The sequence below is a fragment of the Roseimicrobium sp. ORNL1 genome (assembly GCF_011044495.1).
In the GTDB taxonomy this organism is placed as follows: Bacteria; Verrucomicrobiota; Verrucomicrobiia; order Verrucomicrobiales; family Verrucomicrobiaceae; genus Roseimicrobium.
Genome location: NZ_CP049143.1, coordinates 6,640,228 through 6,656,957, shown reverse-complemented (window position 1 = coordinate 6,656,957; position 16,730 = coordinate 6,640,228). Strand labels below are relative to the sequence as shown.

Genomic DNA, 16,730 nt, shown 5'->3' with positions numbered 1-16,730 from the left:
ATGAACGATGTGACGCAGGTGGCAGCGTGATGAGCTAAGTTATTCGCGCGCCTTCAGTCCTTCGGAGAGTGTGCCCTTCGGTGCGAAGTCCCAGCCGCCGCCGTAGCGCACGTCGTCCACCAGCCAGTTGCCGAGAGGGCCTCTGACGAAGATGAGTGTGTCCGTCCACTTGGTGGTGTTGCCGCCTTCGGTGTAGGTGAAGCTCACGGGCACTTCCGCCGTGTCACTGTTCACGCTGGCCTCTCCTTCAGCATGAGTCTGGGGGCCTTCGAAGAGGCTGCTGAAAAGGTCGCCTTCGATATAGGGCGGCTTTTCGTCAGGGTTCTTTTTGATGAAGGCAGCCTGCTCCGCGCGGGCGGCTTCCAGCAGGGAGATGAGCTTCGAGGAAAGGCGCGGTTGCAGTTCCTTCCAGGCATCCTTGGTGGGGAGACCGGAGACTTTGTGTTTGATCAGGATGTCGTAGAAAGCCTTCGCGGCGGCCGTGGGCGTGTCGGTGTTCGCAGGAGTGGGAGACTCGGCGAGGGTGATGCCTGCGACGGGAATGAGGAAAAGTCCAACCGCAGCCAGGAGGATGGCCCTGCGACGCGGTGAGTGCTTTGAGTTCATGGAAAGAAGGAAAAGGGAAGTGGAACTGAGATGAAGCAGGCGCTTCGCCGATGAGCGATGCGCCTGTACCGGATGTTTGTGCAGGGCGCAGTGGATGTGACGCTTTTCTAGGCGTGATGGTGCACAATGCAAGGGTGCGGCTTGGTAATCTGTCCGCAGGGGGATGTTTCAGGGGAGACGCGGAATAGAGGGCTGGTGCGACAGTCTCCTTCACCGGTATGAGCATGGACGCCGTGCCCTGAAGGGGCACAGGAGCCCAGCCCAGGGTTAGGGAGCTTCAGGCGACCGACACCCTGGGACGGCTCCCAAAGAAGTCATGCGACCCTGAAGGGGTCGGGGAGAGGGTGTACTTGGTCTGCTGTGCCGCATCGGCTGTGCGACGACTCCGCGACCCTTTCAGGGTCGAATACATCCTAATACACCACCCAGGGTGTCGGTCGCTAAGGCTCCCTAACCCTGGGCTGGGCTCCTGCAGCCCTTCAGGCTGCAACTTCGGATGCCTGGTCGAGATATCCATCCGCAGACGGGAAAGGCCACCTTGGTTGGGTTGCGTCTTCTTCACCCCCATGGGACATTTGTACGAGTTTCCGTCACCTTGGGCCTGAAACATCCCGGGCGCTTCCCAGTATCCTCATCATGCGTCATCACACGACCCCGACCTCTGCATCCGCACCTGCGCCCGCATCTGCTTCTCGCATCCCTTCGCGCCGTGGTTTCCTCAAGACCGCAGCTGCTGCCATTGGTGCTCCTTTCATCCTGCCCAGCGGTTCCTTTTCCAAGCCGCTGAACTCCACCCTGCAGTTGGCCGTGATTGGCGCGGACGGCATGGGCTTCAGCGACATGACGAACGTGGGCTCGCACGAGAAGGTGAAGTTCGTGGGCTTCTGCGATATCGACAGCAACCGCTTCGCGAAGGCGGACAAGGCCTTCCCGGGTGTGGCGCATTTCGCCGACTACATGGAGATGTACAGCAAGCTGGGTGATGGCCTGGACGCCGTGTGCGTGGCCACGCCAGACCATTCCCATGCGCGTGCCAGCATCGAGGCCATGAAGCGTGGCAAGCATGTGTACTGCCAGAAGCCGCTCGCCCACACGGTGTGGGAGTGCCGCCAGATGAAACTCTGGGCGGAGAAGACCGGCGTCATCACGCAGATGGGAAATCAAATCCACTCAGACCTCGCCTACCGCCTGGGCGTGCGCCTGCTGCGTGAGGGAGCGATTGGCAAGATCAAGGAAGTGCACTCCTGGGTGAGTGTGGATGGCCGTGAGCGCACCAGCTTCGACGACCGTCCGCCGAAGAGCCTGGAGTCCGCGCCTCCGGCGAATGTGAACTGGGACCTGTGGATTGGGCCCGCGCCCATGCGTCCCTATGTGTCGGATGCCTATCACCCCTTTGTGTGGCGTGACTGGCAGGACTTCGGCACGGGCGCGCTAGGTGATTTCGCCTGCCACATCCTGGACCCCATCTTCACCGCGCTGGAACTCACCGCGCCCACGACGATTCGCGCCGAGCACTCCGGCACGAACAAGGAGGTGTGGCCAGGTCCTGAGAGGGTGTACTACACCTTCCCCGGTACGAACTTCACCGCGGGCAAGACGATTCCCGTGACCTGGTATGATGGCAAGCTGCAGCCGCCGAAGGAACTCGCGCAGATGCCGGACAACCTCAGCCTGCCCAAGGCGGGCTCGCTCATCATCGGTGAAGGCGGGAATATGATTCTGCCGCACGTGGCTGGGCCGCGCATGTATCCGCAGGAGAAGTTCCAGACCTTTGCTTATCCCAAGGATGTCGTGGGCCTCAACCATCGTCACGTCTGGGTGGATGCCATCTTCGAAGGCAAGAAGACCAGCGATGGCTTCCACTACGCCGCGCCGCTCTCGGAAACGGTGCAGCTTGGCAACGTCGCCGCGCGCTTCCCCGGTGAGACGCTGGAGTGGGATGCGGCCCAGATGAAGATCAGCCGTGGTGCCGTTGACAGTGCGCCTGCGCAGGCCATGCTCACCCGCGAGTACCGGAAAGGATTTGAAGTCACGCCTGTGTGAATTGCCGCCCTATCGTCGCCATCCTCGGAGCCCTGCTGTCCGGTATCCTGACAGGCAGGGCGTGTGCTGAGGAGGCGACGCTGAGGCCGTGGCCTGCATACCAGGTCATCCTCTGGGTGAGTGGCAAGTCGGTGGAGAAACCGGAGCGCGTGCCGCTCTTCCTGCAGCGCGCAGGCGAGATGGGCGTGACCGCAGGCATGGTCACGGGTGAGGGCGACCCAGCCGCTTATCTGAAAGCGGGCCTGCCTTATTATGTGGAGAATATTGTCCGCACCGGCCTGTATTTGAAATTCCGCTCGCCCGTCACGGACTGGAGCGGGTTCATCAATGGCTGGATGGAGAACCGGGAGGATGCGGCTGCCTTGGTGCGCCCCTATTGCCTGGAGGACGAGGCATGGCTGGAGCAGTCGAAGAAGGAAGTGGTGCGCGCCGCCACGAAACATCGCGAGCATCAGCCGCTGTTGTATGACCTGCGGGATGAACTCTCCGTCACCACCTCGGCAAATCCCTTCGACTATGATTTCTCGCCGAAGAGCCTCGAAGGATTCCGTGCCTGGCTGAAGGAACAGTACAGCACCCTTGAGAAGCTGAACGATCAGTGGGACTCGGACTTCGCCACGTGGGAAGACGTGCGCCCCTTCACCACGGACCAAATCAAGGCGCGCATGGTCACGGGCGAGCGCATGCCGAAGTCCCCGCCGGACTGGAGCGCGCTGAAGCGGGTGAAACTGGATCTGCCTATCACGGCCCAGCAACAGGTCGTGAATTGGAACTTCTCCCCGTGGTGCGACTTCCGCACCTACATGGACAGCGTGCTCGCACGCACGCTGCATACGCTGCGCCAGTCCGCGCGCGAGGTAGATGCCGCCACGCCTGTCGGCATCGAGGGCACGCAGATGCCGCATGCGTTTGGTGGCTACGACCTGTGGAAGCTGTCGCAAAGCCTCGACTGGGTGGAGCCCTATGACGTGGCAAATGCGCGTGAGATCTTTGGCAGCTTCATGCCGGGAAAGCCTGTCGTATGCACGCTCTTCGAGAAGGATACGAATCACGCCATGCGTCGCCTGTGGCATCTCCTTCTGGAAGGGGACAAAGGATGCATCATCTGGTGGAGCGAGGACTGCGTGGACATGTCGAAGCCCGATGCGCCACTCACGGACAAAGGCAAGGCCCTTGCGCCCACATTGAAGGAGATGACCTCACCGCTGGCGAAGCTCTTCCTGGGCGCGGAGAAGGAATACGACCCCATCGCTATTCACTATTCACAGGCGAGCATCCAGGTGGCATGGCTCATTGAGAGCACGGCGGATGGTCGCACATGGCCGCGACGTTTCAGCAGCCATGAGGGAAAGCACAACCGGCATGCGCGGGTGCGCAACGGCTGGGTGAAGCGTCTGCAGGACCAAGGCTATTCACCGCGCTTCCTCAGCACGGAGCAGATTGAAAATGGAGCGTTGGAGAGTGGCGGCTACCGCATGTTCGTGATGCCGCAGAGTTATGCCATCACTGACAAGGAGGCTTTGGCCATTTATCGCTGGCGTGATAGTCAACCGGATGACCACTGGCGACTGGTGGCAAGCAATCCCACCGGAAGCTTCGATGGTCATGGCAGGCACACAGGTCCCAGGCAACATCTGCTGCCCTACCTGTCCCGTACTGTCGGGCAATCTGGGAGTCAGTTCAAAAGGGGGGAAGAGCCCGGTTATGGCTCTCCGTACGACATGGCGAGCTATCCGGCCAATCGGCTGGGTGAGATGACCGCGGAGGAGCGGGAGTCCATGCCTGACTTGGCGAACACTTCCGTTGGCATCGATCCACCACCCATCCGCGTGGCCCCCGACGACTGCGTGCGCATTCACCGCTACAAGCTTGGGAATAACGCCAGGCTCGTCGCCTTCGAGCGGAACATCGACTACCACATGAGCGAGGACCTCGCCCAGGCCGGTGGGAACGAAACACTGGAGAAGCCCATTCAAACGCAGGCCCTGCTCGCGGAACCGGCGCATGTGTATGACCTGCGCACGGGGAAGTATCTCGGGAACACCAGCAGCATCATCGTGGACCTGGACCCGTGGAAGCCCTCGCTGTATGCCTTGCTGAAGGAGAAGCTGCCGGATGGGGTGGATGTGGTGGAGGCGCTGGGTGGTAGGAAGTGAATGCGTGGACCATCCCAGGAAGCATGGCGTCAGTCCCAAGGAGTGGGGCCATTCCTGGCCCCATTTTGGCGCGTGATGAGCACCATTGAGGATGCGCATCTCTAAAAGTGGATAGGCCGGCTCGCAGGGAGCGGCACTAGCCTTAGTGCCGGTGGTGGGCAAAACGGGGTGCGGAGCCCATCTTCCGAAGCTTAACGGGCGCTTCCAAGGTCTTTGCGTGGCCACGCTGCCTATGACGGCACTAGGCTAGTGCCGCTCCCTGCGAAGCCATCGCTTCGTTCACATGCATGGGTGCTTGTGTCTTGGGGGCGTAGCACACCTCAAATGGGGCCAGGAATGGCCCCACTCCTTGAGAGGATGGCACGGCTCAATGAATGCAACTCGATGCCTACGCTCTAACTCCTCTGCACAATCAAATACACGTGCAGCTCCGGAAACTGATCATACTCCAGGTGCCGACAGACACAGCCCTGCTGTGAAACGACCTCCAGCAGCTTGGGTATTCCCAACGCGGCATGGTACATCGGTTGGCCTTCGCAGGGGTTGGTGGTGTCTCCCGGTTGGTCCACGCCGCCGCTGGTGAAGATGAGCACGCCTCCTGCAGTCAGCGCATCGCACAGCTTGCGGAGAATCTGTTCATGTTCGGCGAGTGGTGCATGCCAGATGCTGTCCCAGGCGGAGATGAAGTTATACTTCTGAGGGAATGCCCACGTGCAGATATCTGCCTGATGAAACGTCACCTCCGGATGTCGCTGCTTTGCGAGCTTTAGCATCTCGGTGGAGATATCGAGTCCCTCGACCACGAAGCCCCTTTGTAACAACAGGTCGATGATGCGCCCACTGCTGCCGCAGCCGATATCGATGGCCGTAGCGGTGGCAGTGCCATTGCCTTTGTTGTCGCAGAATCGAATGGCCCGCTCGTGTTGTGGGATGCCATTGGCCCGGTGGAAGTCATCGCTGTTCCAAACGGACGCGATCTGGTCGTAGCTCTGGGCGACTTGCTGCGGGGTCATGGGGAAGGCAGGAAGGGTATGCGGCGATATGATGTAACATGGAAAGGTTAGAGTAAACGAAGAGAAATCGTGTCCTGAAGCTGACGCGCAGCGTCCTTGGACTGCGGCAGCCTGCTGCCGCTTTGAAGAGTCCGCAGCCTGCTGCGGCGATGATGCTACTTGCTCGTAGTATGATGTGCCTTGAAAGCTTGGCGACTTCGTCGCGGTGAAGCGTGCAGCAGGCTGCACTGAGGGAAAGCGGCAGCAGGCTGCACGCAGTCCAGGGCCTTCGGCGTCGCTCCGCCGCCCTCAATCGGATGCCTTAGCTGTCTCACCCCCTCTCGATTTCCAGATGCCCACCCCGCCTTCCCCTGCTAGGAATCAACATGCCCTCTTCCCAGCCACAGCCACCTGCCTGGCTTCCTGAACTCATCGCACTGCTCGGTCCTTCGAATGTCTCCACGGAGGAGGGTACGCTGGCGGTGCACAGCACGGACAAGTGGTTCGCTTCGCACCCGCCGGAGGTGGTGGTCTTTGCGGAGAGCACCGCACAGGTCAGCGCGCTCATGAAGTTCGCCACGGAGCGCCGCATCCCAGTGACACCGCGTGGCTCGGGCGTGGGGTATGTGGGAGGCTGCGTGCCGCTGCAGGGAGGCATCGCGCTCTCGCTGGCGCGTATGAACAAGATTCTGGAGCTGAACATCGCCGATGGCCTCGCGGTGGTGCAGCCGGGCGTGATCACGGGGGACCTGCAGGATGCGGCACGCTCGCAGGGTTGGTTTTACCCGCCTGACCCCGCGAGCCTGCGCGAGTGCTCCCTGGGCGGAAACATCGCCACGAATGCGGGTGGTCCACGCTGCCTGAAGTACGGCGTCACGCGCCACTACGTATTGGGTCTCGAAGCTGTGCTGGCCGATGGCACCGTGCTGCGCGCCGGTGGTCGCTGTCATAAGAACAAGACAGGCTTCGACCTCATCGGCCTCTTCGTGGGCAGCGAGGGCATGCTGGGCATCGTAACGGAGATCACCCTGCGCCTCATCCCGCATCCACCGCTGCGGGCCATGCTCGGTGCCGGGTTCGCGAACTTCGCCGATGCCGCCACGGCGGTACAGCGCATCCTTGGCAGCGGGCACCTTCCTTCTGCTTTGGAAATCAGCGACCGCTTCACGCTGCAGGCCGCGCGGAACTACCTGGGCGAGGGCGTGCCCTCCGGCGATGCGCATCTCATCGTGGAAGTGGATGGCCAGCCGGAAGCCGTGCCTTTGGAAATTGAGAACCTGCGCGTGTTGCTCACGTCGCTCGGCGCACTCGAAGTCAACACGGCGGTGGGCGATGCCGAGTGCGAGAAATTCTGGAAGCTCCGTCGCGAGTTCTCCTACAGCCTGCGCGCCACGGGGCTCACGAAGCTGAATGAAGACATCGTGGTCCCACGCGGGAAGCTCGTGGAACTCGTCACCTTTGCCGAGCTGCTCCAGCAGGAGAGCGGTTTCCCCGTGGCCTGCTTCGGCCATGCAGGCGATGGCAACATCCATGTGAACATCATGGTCGCGGACATGAATGACCCGGCCCAGAGCGAGCGCGCCGAGGTGGCGCTGGACCGCCTCTTCCACAAGGTGCTGGAGCTCGGCGGTGCCATCACCGGCGAGCACGGCATCGGCATCGCGAAGCAGCGCTGGTTCCCCGAGGCCGTGGGGGAGGGGGCTCTCGCCACACACCGTCGCCTCAAGGCCGCGCTGGACCCCCTCGGGCTGCTGAATCCGGGCAAGTTCGTGCAGGGGTAGGTGGAGAGCTCCAGGAGGTTAGGCGTCCTCGCCTGACAGCGGTCGTTAGGCGTCCCGCCTGACCAGCAACACCTCCCGCGCCTTTGCCTTCACCTATCACACCACAAGGACGCTTCCGGTTAACCGCAAAGGGGCAGAGAGGCAGAGGACGCAGAGGATGGAAGGGTAGGGTGGGAGGATCGTGGATGTACCTCGGCGTGGTAGACCTCGACGCAAAGGAGGCAGAGACGCGCAGGAACATTTCTCTACGCTTTTGATGTGGCAGCGACCGGAGGTTAGGCGTCCCGCCTGACAGTGGGCGTTAGGCCTCCGGCCTGACCATCATCGCCTCCATCAGCTCCCGCAGGCACGCCCACCGTCAGCCCAACGGGCAGCCATCCTATGAACGCGCAGTCGAAGGCCCTCCGGGCTACCTGCCTTTCCCGGTGCTTCTTCGTTCCCGGCAGCCTCACCTCCGCACCCCTGGACGTATCCTCCAAGTCGGCTCCCACTCACAACCCCGACCCCCTGCAACTTTTCAGTGCCAAAACGGCCAGCTGCGGTAAAGTGCCCGTCCCGCTGGCTTCGGTCGGCGGTGAAAAGCAACTGCTTCATATCCATGGATTGCCGTCAGGAAGAAATCGTTACGGGACTGCTCAAGTCCTACCAGGAAATCGGTGGCATCAATCATTTCGATGGGACGAACCTGCCCTCGAAGCATGTCATCGCGATCTTGTGTGATGACCTCCTGCACCTGCTCTTTCCAGGTTTCTATTCTGAAGAGGCCGTCTCTGCCGATGAACTGCCGCTCGCTGCCAATGAACTGGTGGCCAATGTGCGCTCGCAACTGAGCGAAGAAATCGCCCACAGCCTGCGCTACAAAAATGGCGACGGCTCCGGCAGCAAGGCGCTGGCACAGGACTACTGCTGCAAGTTCCTCTCGAAGCTGCCCGAAGTCCGCTGCGTGCTTCAGACGGATGTGGAGGCCGCGTATGAGGGCGATCCTGCGGCGAAGAGCTACGAGGAAATCATCCTCGCCTATCCCGGACTGGAGGCCATCGCCATCCAGCGCGCCGCGCATGAGCTCTACAAGATGGGCGTACCGCTCATCCCGCGCATGATGACGGAGTGGGTGCATAGCCGCACCGGCATCGATATCCACCCCGGCGCGCAGATTGGCACGCATTTCTTCATCGACCACGGCACCGGCGTCGTCATCGGCGAGACGTGTGTCATTGGCCATCACGTGAAGCTCTACCACGGCGTCACCCTTGGTGCGCGCAGCTTTGCCAAGGATGAAAAGGGCAATCCCGTGAAGGGCATCAAGCGTCACCCGAATGTCGAGGACCACGTGACCATCTATCCCAACGTGACCGTCCTTGGTGGCGATACCACCATCGGCGCGCGCAGCACTATTGGCGCGAATGTCTTCCTCATGCACAGCATCGCGGCGGATACCCTGCTCGCCGTGGGTGACCAGGACTTCCGCATGCTGGACAAGTCGAAGAAGCGGGCGAGCTAGGGGGGAGTGGGTGTGGTCACGTGCATTGGATTCAACACAGAGACGCAGAGCGCACAGAGACTGAGAAATACAGTAGAGCTCCCGCTTGCATTGAGGGGAGGCAGTTTCAGCTTCGATCTCAGTTTCAATTCAGTCTCCGAAGTTCCTCTGCGTCTCCGTGTCTCTGTGTTGAATCCAATGCACGTGACCACGCCCAGTGCCATTCCATTGCGTGGTCTGCCAGAAACCCATGGGAATCGGTGGTCGCAGGCTACGATGCATTTTCGTCAGCATCCTCGTTGGTCACCGTTGGTGGCGTGATCTCAAAGCGGAACCACCCACGCAGTTCTGCTTTCCAGAGGTTGTCCCTTTCCCGGTACAGGTCGACATTGCAAATTCTGAAGGGCAGGTTCTTCAATCCTGGAAGGAACTCCTTCCACGCTTTGCCTCCGAAGATGTTGCGAAACAGATTCTCCGTCGCACGCCAGTCGCGCACAGCCGTGATGACCAAATCATTGCCGCGTTCATCTCCCGTGAGTCCCTTCGCAAAGCCACGGTAGTGCGCCCACACGTGAATAGCGACGTCGAACGCGGAACCCAGCGATTCGGCATGAAAGGTCTTGCGGTCCACCAGGTACCCTGAACTGCCGACGGAAAGGAACGGGAAGGGAATGTAAAGCAGTTCTTCATTCAGCAGGACGTCGGAGGAACTGTATTCCAGCGGACACCCACGCTCCTCTTCCAGGGCTGCATCTGCGCGCTTCAGGAGCTCTCGTGAATCCCGTGTCGCGTCGAAATGACGAAAGCCAAAGTCCGACAACAGACGGTCCCTTTTCCTGTGCAGGCTCCTATCGTAGAGGATGTGCGCGTGTTGCCCGCCGACCACGACTTTCGAGATGCGCTGATCATGAAATTCCAGGTGCCACGACGTGCGAGCGGGCATGCCCGTTCCACTGTGGAGATGTTCAAACACGACCGCGCCATCCGTCTCCGAGCTTACGGAGTGCAGGATGCTGACCTCGTGCGGCCACCACTTGAGAAATTCTTCCAGAGGAGCGGGCTCGGAGGAAGTGGGATCGTCAATCACCACATCTTCGTGCACCAGCCTCGCGAGTTCCCCCTCATCATGGTGCCGGGCTTTCAGGTGCTTCAGGACGGATTCGAAGACGGTGCTCATGAGTAGGTGCCATGCATCCCGCCGCGAAACCGACCCTCTGTCAATCCCCGACCTCCATCTTTAGTTCGCGCTACTTCGTTCCCGCCAGTTGCAAATTCTGCTGGGTTACAGAACCTTTCGCGCATATGGAACGTGAGTCGCCGTCTGCGGTGCGGCAGTTGTGGTTCAGCTTTTTGGAATCGATGAAGACGCGGCTTCCGGCGCGCCGGGAGGCGAGGACGCTGCCCATCCTGAAGCAGCATCTGCAGGAGCCGCCGGTGGTGGATGGAACTGCTGCCGAGTCAGAGCAAGAGCAGGAGCACGAGCAAGGGAATGAGATTTCGACCTCCCTCGAGCGTCGCGGCCGGGATGCGGTATTAGAGAAGCAGGCGCGGGATTGGCTGGACCGGTTGGGCCTGCACGAAGGGGCCATGAAGCTGAAGGTGGAGTGGAATCGCAAGCTCCGCAGCACTGCCGGGTACGCGAAGTGGCCCATGTGGAAGGTCGAGCTGAACCCCCTCCTGGCGGATTTCCCCGGGCAGGTGGACCGCACCCTGAAGCACGAGCTGGCCCACCTCATCGCCTACGCCCGCGCGGGACGGAAACGCATCGACCCGCACGGCAAGGAGTGGCGGAAGGCGTGTGCGGACCTCGGCATTCCTGACGAATCCGCCCGGCACACCCTGCCACTCCCGCGGTCGAAGCAGACGCGGAACTTCACCTACCAGTGCCCCTCCTGCGCCGTCAAAGTGGAGAGGGTGAGGAAGTTCCAGCGCCACACCGCCTGCCTCGCCTGCTGCAAGATGCACAACCACGGCCGGTATGACGTCCGTTTTCAGTTCCTGCTGATTGGGAAAAAGGACTGAACTGGAGGGGAGTTGATGGTTGAGGGTCGATAGTTGATAGCCTGAAACTGAAGGGAGCACCGTCATGTGCTGCGTTCGTCCAGGGATGGCTCCACGGCCACAGACCATGGGCTGCCTTCAGATTCAGGCTCAGGCTATCAACCATCGACCATAGACTATCAACCCTCCTCCCACCCCGTGCTGGTTGCGCGGGCGGCGTTCCTGCCCATCTTCCAGCCCGTCATGGAGTCTACTGTCCGTCCCGCTCACGCCCCCACCTGCGTCATTGAGAACTTCTTCCCCGACCTCGGGGCGGAGAACTATCTCATCAAGCGTGTCATCGGCGAGCCGCTGGACGTCTTCGCGGATATCTTCACGGACGGCCACGTCATCCTCTGCGCCGTGCTGAAGTGGCGCCCCGCTGGCAGCAGCCGCTGGTACGAGGCGAACATGAAGCCGATGGAGAATGACCGCTGGACCGGCCAGTGCAGCTTCCCCAAGGCAGGCCGCTGGGAGTATGTGGTGGAGGCCTGGGCAGACGAGTGGCTCACCTGGAAGAAGCACTTCAAGGCCAAGTACGATGCGAATGACCCCGAACTCGGCATCGAGGCCCGCGAAGGAGCCCGCCTGCTGGACGGCGCAGCGCAGCGTGCCCGTGCGGCCGGTGCCGCGGATACCGCGGTGGAAATCACCCAGCTCGCCGAGATGCTCCGCGTGCTGCCTGCCTCGGAGCTCATCGAAATCCTGCTCGGCCCCGCGCTGCAATCCATCCTGGACCGGCATCAGGACCGCAGCCTCAGCACCATCTCGCGCGGGTTCCGCGTGATTGTGGAGCGTGAGCGGGCCCGCTTCTCCGCGTGGTACGAGTTCTTCCCCCGCAGCGCCGAGGGCAGGGGAGACAAGCACAGCTCCTTCCGCGATTGCCTTCCCCGTCTCGACGACGCGAAGGACATGGGCTTTAATGTCATCTACTTCCCGCCGATTCACCCGATTGGCGTGAGCAATCGCAAGGGGAAGAACAACACGCTCAAGGCGTATCCCGGTGACGTGGGGTCCCCGTGGGCCATCGGCTCCGCAGAGGGCGGGCATCGCGCCATCGAGCCCGCCCTGGGCACCATGGAGGACTTCCAGTGGCTGCTGCAGGAGGCGCGGAATCGCGGCCTGGAAATTGCCCTCGACTTCGCCATCAACTGCTCCCCGGACCACCCGTATGTCGCGGAGCATCCGGAGTGGTTCTACCAGCGCGAGGACGGCTCCATTCGCTACGCGGAGAATCCGCCGAAGAAGTACCAGGACATCTACCCGCTGAACTTCCACAACCCGAACTGGAAGGCGCTGTGGCGTGAGCTCATCGACGTAGTGCTGTTCTGGGTGGGTCACGGCGTGAAGATTTTCCGCGTAGACAATCCGCACACCAAGCCCGTCGCCTTCTGGGAGACGCTCATCGCCGAGGTGCAGGCGCGTGACCCGGAGGTCATCTTCCTCGCAGAGGCCTTCACGAAGCCACGCATGATGCAGGCCCTCGGGAAGATTGGCTTCAGCCAGAGCTACACCTACTTCACCTGGCGCGAGGAGAAGCAGGGCCTCACCGAGTATGCCACCGAACTCAGTGCCGGTGAGATGAAGCACTACTACCGCGGGAACTTCTGGCCGAACACGCCGGACATCCTGCCCTTCCCACTGCAGAATGCGCCCGCGTCCGCCTTCAAGATTCGCGCCGCACTCGCTGCGCTGCTCATGCCGAGCTGGGGCATGTACTCGGGTTATGAATTCTGCGAGGGCAAGCCGCTGCCCGGTCGCGAGGAGTACCTGGACTCGGAGAAGTTCCAGCTCGCATGGCGTGATTGGAACTCACCCAACAACATCAAGGGCTTCATCCGCGAAGTGAACCGCGCCCGCAATGAGAACCGCGCGCTGCAGCTCTACGATAACCTGCGCTTCCACAATGCGGAGCACCCCGACGTGATTGCCTTCAGCAAGGCGACACCCGACTGGTCGAGCCGCACACTCGCCATCATCAATATCAATCCACACCATGGCGTCTCCACCATGGTGCATCTGGACATGGCCGCGCTGGGGCTGCCGAATGACCGGCCGTATCAGGTGCATGATGTGCTGCATGGCAACAGCTACACCTGGCAGGGCAGTTCCAATTTTGTGCACCTTGATCCGAATGCCACCTTCATGCATCTGTTCCGCATTGAAGTGTAAGCGAGGTGCCTGCTGAAGAAGATGCACTCTCCCCGGCCTTCTACTTTCGTTTTCCGTTCCGTCCCCACTCTCTCATGAAAGCACGCGTCATCACCTTTGCTGTCCTGCTCACGGCGGCCTTGGTGGGGCATGTCGTGGGACTGCGCCTGTCGCCGGAATATCGGGCGCGTGTCCACGAGTATGAGCAGGGCTTCCTGGATTTCCTCGTGGCAAATTCGCAGGACAGCTTTGCGAAGGCCGTGCCGGAAACTTCGTCGGAGGTGGTCTTCATCGATTTCCGCGAGGAGGACAAGGCGGAGTTCGAAGCGTGGCCGCCGGCGCCTCTGGACTACATCATGCTCCTGAAGAAGCTCTCACCCGCGGAGCCCAGCGTGCTGGCCTTTACGGAGCCACTCCGGTGGGAGGGGGCTAACGCGGAATTCATCCAGCAGCTTCGAGTCGCGCTGCTTCCGGTGCCTTCGCTGATTCTCGGGTTCGATGTTTCCACGGAGGCCATCGAGATGTCCCCTGAGCAGAAGGAATTTTTGGAGCGCGGCATGCCCTCCTTCAACGAGGAAGGCGCGGGCAATCCCGCAGCAGCGACCGCCTCCTTCAAGAGTATCACCCGCCTTCCGGACAAGGTCTTGCGCATCGGCACTGAGGAGATGGGCATTGCGCGCGTGTCTTCGGCTGCACCTGCACCTGCGACCGAGGGAGACAAGGACAAGGACAGGGACAAGAAGCAGAGCGCTGGGTCAGCATCATTCCCCTTTGTTGCCAATGATGGCACCCACCTCGTACCCTCGCTTGCGGCACAGGCGGTTTCACGTTTCCGCCGCATGGCGTCTTCTGAATTGAGCCTTCGTTTTGGCCAGGGAGCCCGCCTCAGTCTCAGTGATGCCCACATCGTGCCGCTGGAGGAAGGCGGGACCATGAAGCTGCTGAAGAAACCCTCCGTACCCACGCTGGATGCCCTTGGGCTCTTCGACCCACTGGCGGATGAGCCCACCCTCGCGGCCACGGCGCAGACCCTGGGCAAGGGGAAGGTACTGGTGATTGGTACGGGAGCCGTGGCTGCGTCGCAGGCCCAGGCCATCGCACAGGCGCTTGCGGTGCCGCAGTTGCACCGCGCTCCGGTGTGGGGTGACTGGGCGTTTGCCGGCGCTGTGGCGCTCTTCTCGCTGTGGCAGTTTCACCGGGGGCGTATCAAGGCCCTGCTGGCCGGCGTGCTCCTCGCAGCCCTGGCCGCCATCGTGTGCATGCTCACCTTCCAGTCCTCCCTCTGGTGGTGGTCCCCCGCTTCCGCCACCGTGGTGCTCGCCACGACCACGCTCTTCTGCTTCCTCTGGCCGTATCGGAAGGTCATTCCTGTGGATGAGGTCGGGAAGGATGCACCTGCCGTGGCTGAGGGTTCGGCGGCAGTGTAGCGTTGGGGCGGCAGGTATGGGTGTGGTCACCTGCATGGGATTCAACGCAGAGACACAGAGACGCAGAGGAACTTCGGAGACTGAGAATGAGATTGCTAAATCCGAAGACGCGCCGCGCGTGATTCCGCCCGGAAGGAATCCATGTCCCGCGTATCGCGCACGGTATTTTCAGTTTCAGTCTCCGAAGTTCCTCTGCGTCTCTGTGTTTGATTCGTCCTGCCGTCCTCACCCTTCGGGCTGCTTCGCAGTCGTCTCGCTCCGCTCGGCGCTGCGTTGAACACCCTGCACCCAAACTCACCCAACCGTATTTGCCCGGTCGGCTGGATCGCTCCGCCCCGCTCCTCCCAACCCCCCCCGGATATCAGCTCCGCCTTGCCAACATCCTTTTTTGCCCGTAGGGGTGCAGGCTCGCGCTGAGGCGCGATTCAGTTAGACCTCTCTCTCATGACTTTTCGCAGTTTGCTGCGCCGCAAGGAAATCGGCGCAAACTCCTACCTCATCGAAGCCGGCGGCAGCCGCATCATTCTGGATGCCGGAGCGCATCCCCGTGAGAAGGGCCTGGACTCATTGCCGAACCACAGCGCCGTGCCGTACAACAGTGCGGACGCCATCATCATCACCCACGCGCACCATGACCACATCGGCTCGCTGCCGGTGCTCCAGCGCCAGCAGCCGAAGACGCCCGTCTTCATGACCGAGGCCACCGGCGAGCTCACCGCCGGCATGCTGCACAATTCGGTAAACGTGATGTCCAGCCAGCGCGATGAGCTGCAGATCCACGAGTACCCGCTTTTCACGCACAAGGAAATCGACGGCATCGTCTCCCAGTGGGACTACCGCGACCTGCGCAAGCCCTTCATGCTCCCGGGCACCGATGTGGAGTGCACGTTCTACGATGCGGGTCACATCATGGGCTCCGTGGGCGTGCGTCTGCGGCACGGGGGCAAGACGCTCTTCTACTCCGGCGACGTCAATTTCGAATCCCAGACCATCACGAAAGGCGCGGACTTCCCCACGGAAGGCATCGATGCACTCATCATCGAGACCACGCGTGGCGACTACCAGCGACCCGAGGACTTCTCCCGGCGCGGTGAAAAGGAGCGCCTGGGCAAAGCGATCCGTGAGACGTTCGAGGTCAATGGCGCGGTGCTCATTCCCGTCTTCGCCCTGGGTAAATCCCAGGAAGTGCTCGTGATGATGCATGAGCTGGTGGAGATGGAGCTCATCCCACCCGCGCCCGTGGTCATCGGTGGCCTGAGCACGAAGGTCACCGTGATGTATGACCAGTACGCGCACAAGACCCGGCGCAACTACGAGGGCTTCCGCATTCTGCAAGACATGCGCACCCTCGTCGCCCCGCGCAAGCGCAAGAAGGAACTGACCTACAACCCGCAGACCATCTATGCCCTCTCCAGTGGCATGATGAGCGAAGGCACCACGTCCAACCAGTTCGCCCGCCAGTTCCTGCCCAACGCGCGCAACACCGTGGCCTTCGTCGGCTACACGGACCCGGAAACTCCCGGCTACCGTGTGAGGAATGCCAAGCCCGGAGAGCCCGTGGTCCTTGACCCCAAGCTCCCCGCCGTGGAAGTGCATTGCCGTGTCGAAAGCTACGACTTCAGCGCGCATTCCACCCGCGAATCCATCGTGGACTACGTGAAGCAGGTTGCACCTGCCAAGGTGCTCCTCGTGCACGGCGACCCACCCGCCCAGGCCTGGTTCCAGCAGACGTTGGCCCGCGAACTTCCCCAGTCGTCAGAAGTGATGGCTCCGGAAGGCGGCCAGCAGATTCAGCTGTGGTAGGTGGGCATGGTGGTCCGACCACTCCGTGTGCGGTCAGTGCGGAGCAGTCACACGTGATATAACCTCTGGGCAATGAGTGACACCAAGGAATGTTGAAACCGAGTCTTTCTGTGAAGGACGTCGGCTACCTGGAGTGGTTCATGCGACAAGTGCATCCATGGAACATGGACGTGACACAGGCCCAAGGATCGGGAACGCCTCGTTCCCGTGGGTGAAAAGGTCTATGGCGTGTATCCGTCGAAGCACTCTTT

The 16,730-nt window shown here is 61.5% G+C and carries 11 protein-coding genes; 8 read left to right on the top strand and 3 right to left on the bottom strand.

Going from position 1 to position 16,730, the window contains the following annotated elements:
* Positions 1-39 precede the first annotated feature (39 nt).
* The gene (locus G5S37_RS26720) at positions 40-606 is read right to left on the bottom strand and encodes a hypothetical protein (protein WP_165208396.1); all 567 of its coding nucleotides are present in this window, start codon (positions 604-606) and stop codon (positions 40-42) included.
* 636 nt (positions 607-1,242) lie between these two features.
* Here G5S37_RS26720 and G5S37_RS26715 point away from each other — a divergent pair.
* Together G5S37_RS26715 and G5S37_RS26710 are read left to right on the top strand one after the other, a co-directional pair.
* Positions 1,243-2,649: a Gfo/Idh/MocA family oxidoreductase gene (locus G5S37_RS26715; RefSeq protein WP_165208394.1), complete on the top strand. Its 1,407-nt coding sequence runs from the start codon at positions 1,243-1,245 to the stop codon at positions 2,647-2,649.
* A complete protein-coding gene (locus tag G5S37_RS26710; RefSeq protein WP_165208392.1) occupies positions 2,646-4,805 on the top strand; it encodes a beta-galactosidase in 2,160 nt (719 codons plus the stop codon). Before G5S37_RS26715 ends, G5S37_RS26710 begins: the two co-directional genes overlap by 4 nt.
* A gap of 395 nt (positions 4,806-5,200) precedes the next feature.
* On the opposite strand, the gene G5S37_RS26705 is transcribed toward G5S37_RS26710, so the two are convergent.
* A complete protein-coding gene (locus G5S37_RS26705) occupies positions 5,201-5,818 on the bottom strand; it encodes a class I SAM-dependent methyltransferase (RefSeq protein WP_165208390.1) in 618 nt (205 codons plus the stop codon).
* 365 nt (positions 5,819-6,183) lie between these two features.
* Between G5S37_RS26705 and G5S37_RS26700 the strand changes: the two genes are divergently transcribed.
* Together G5S37_RS26700 and epsC are read left to right on the top strand one after the other, a co-directional pair.
* Complete coding sequence (locus tag G5S37_RS26700) at positions 6,184-7,578, top strand: FAD-linked oxidase C-terminal domain-containing protein (protein ID WP_165208388.1); 1,395 nt, start codon at positions 6,184-6,186, stop codon at positions 7,576-7,578.
* Positions 7,579-8,176: 598 nt separating this feature from the next.
* Complete coding sequence (epsC, locus tag G5S37_RS26695) at positions 8,177-9,079, top strand: serine O-acetyltransferase EpsC (protein ID WP_165208386.1); 903 nt, start codon at positions 8,177-8,179, stop codon at positions 9,077-9,079.
* Between the two features lie 250 nt (positions 9,080-9,329).
* Here the strand turns inward: epsC and G5S37_RS26690 are convergent, their stop codons facing one another.
* Positions 9,330-10,235 (bottom strand): hypothetical protein, encoded by a 906-nt coding sequence (locus G5S37_RS26690; RefSeq protein ID WP_165208384.1) that lies wholly within the window; start codon positions 10,233-10,235, stop codon positions 9,330-9,332.
* A gap of 125 nt (positions 10,236-10,360) precedes the next feature.
* Between G5S37_RS26690 and G5S37_RS26685 the strand changes: the two genes are divergently transcribed.
* The 4 genes from G5S37_RS26685 (at position 10,361) to G5S37_RS26670 (ending at position 16,479) form a co-directional block, all read left to right on the top strand.
* Positions 10,361-11,080, top strand: coding sequence for a SprT-like domain-containing protein (locus G5S37_RS26685; protein WP_206026156.1), 720 nt, complete (start codon positions 10,361-10,363; stop codon positions 11,078-11,080).
* 222 nt (positions 11,081-11,302) lie between these two features.
* Entirely contained in the window at positions 11,303-13,270 is a 1,968-nt protein-coding gene (locus G5S37_RS26680; RefSeq protein WP_165208380.1) for an alpha-1,4-glucan--maltose-1-phosphate maltosyltransferase, read from the top strand.
* 74 nt (positions 13,271-13,344) lie between these two features.
* Positions 13,345-14,676 carry a CHASE2 domain-containing protein gene (locus tag G5S37_RS26675; protein WP_165208378.1) on the top strand — a complete coding sequence of 444 codons (1,332 nt, stop codon included), beginning with the start codon at positions 13,345-13,347 and terminating at the stop codon, positions 14,674-14,676.
* A gap of 444 nt (positions 14,677-15,120) precedes the next feature.
* Positions 15,121-16,479 carry an MBL fold metallo-hydrolase gene (locus G5S37_RS26670; protein WP_165208376.1) on the top strand — a complete coding sequence of 453 codons (1,359 nt, stop codon included), beginning with the start codon at positions 15,121-15,123 and terminating at the stop codon, positions 16,477-16,479.
* The last annotated feature ends 251 nt before the right edge of the window (positions 16,480-16,730 follow it).

Coding starts and splice junctions, on each gene's coding strand:
- G5S37_RS26720 (WP_165208396.1), bottom strand. CDS start 606: ATGAACTCAAAGCACTCACCGCGTCGCAGGGCCATCCTCCTGGCTGCG.
- G5S37_RS26715 (WP_165208394.1), top strand. CDS start 1,243: ATGCGTCATCACACGACCCCGACCTCTGCATCCGCACCTGCGCCCGCA.
- G5S37_RS26705 (WP_165208390.1), bottom strand. CDS start 5,818: ATGACCCCGCAGCAAGTCGCCCAGAGCTACGACCAGATCGCGTCCGTT.
- G5S37_RS26700 (WP_165208388.1), top strand. CDS start 6,184: ATGCCCTCTTCCCAGCCACAGCCACCTGCCTGGCTTCCTGAACTCATC.
- epsC (WP_165208386.1), top strand. CDS start 8,177: ATGGATTGCCGTCAGGAAGAAATCGTTACGGGACTGCTCAAGTCCTAC.
- G5S37_RS26690 (WP_165208384.1), bottom strand. CDS start 10,235: ATGAGCACCGTCTTCGAATCCGTCCTGAAGCACCTGAAAGCCCGGCAC.
- G5S37_RS26685 (WP_206026156.1), top strand. CDS start 10,361: ATGGAACGTGAGTCGCCGTCTGCGGTGCGGCAGTTGTGGTTCAGCTTT.
- G5S37_RS26680 (WP_165208380.1), top strand. CDS start 11,303: ATGGAGTCTACTGTCCGTCCCGCTCACGCCCCCACCTGCGTCATTGAG.
- G5S37_RS26675 (WP_165208378.1), top strand. CDS start 13,345: ATGAAAGCACGCGTCATCACCTTTGCTGTCCTGCTCACGGCGGCCTTG.
- G5S37_RS26670 (WP_165208376.1), top strand. CDS start 15,121: ATGACTTTTCGCAGTTTGCTGCGCCGCAAGGAAATCGGCGCAAACTCC.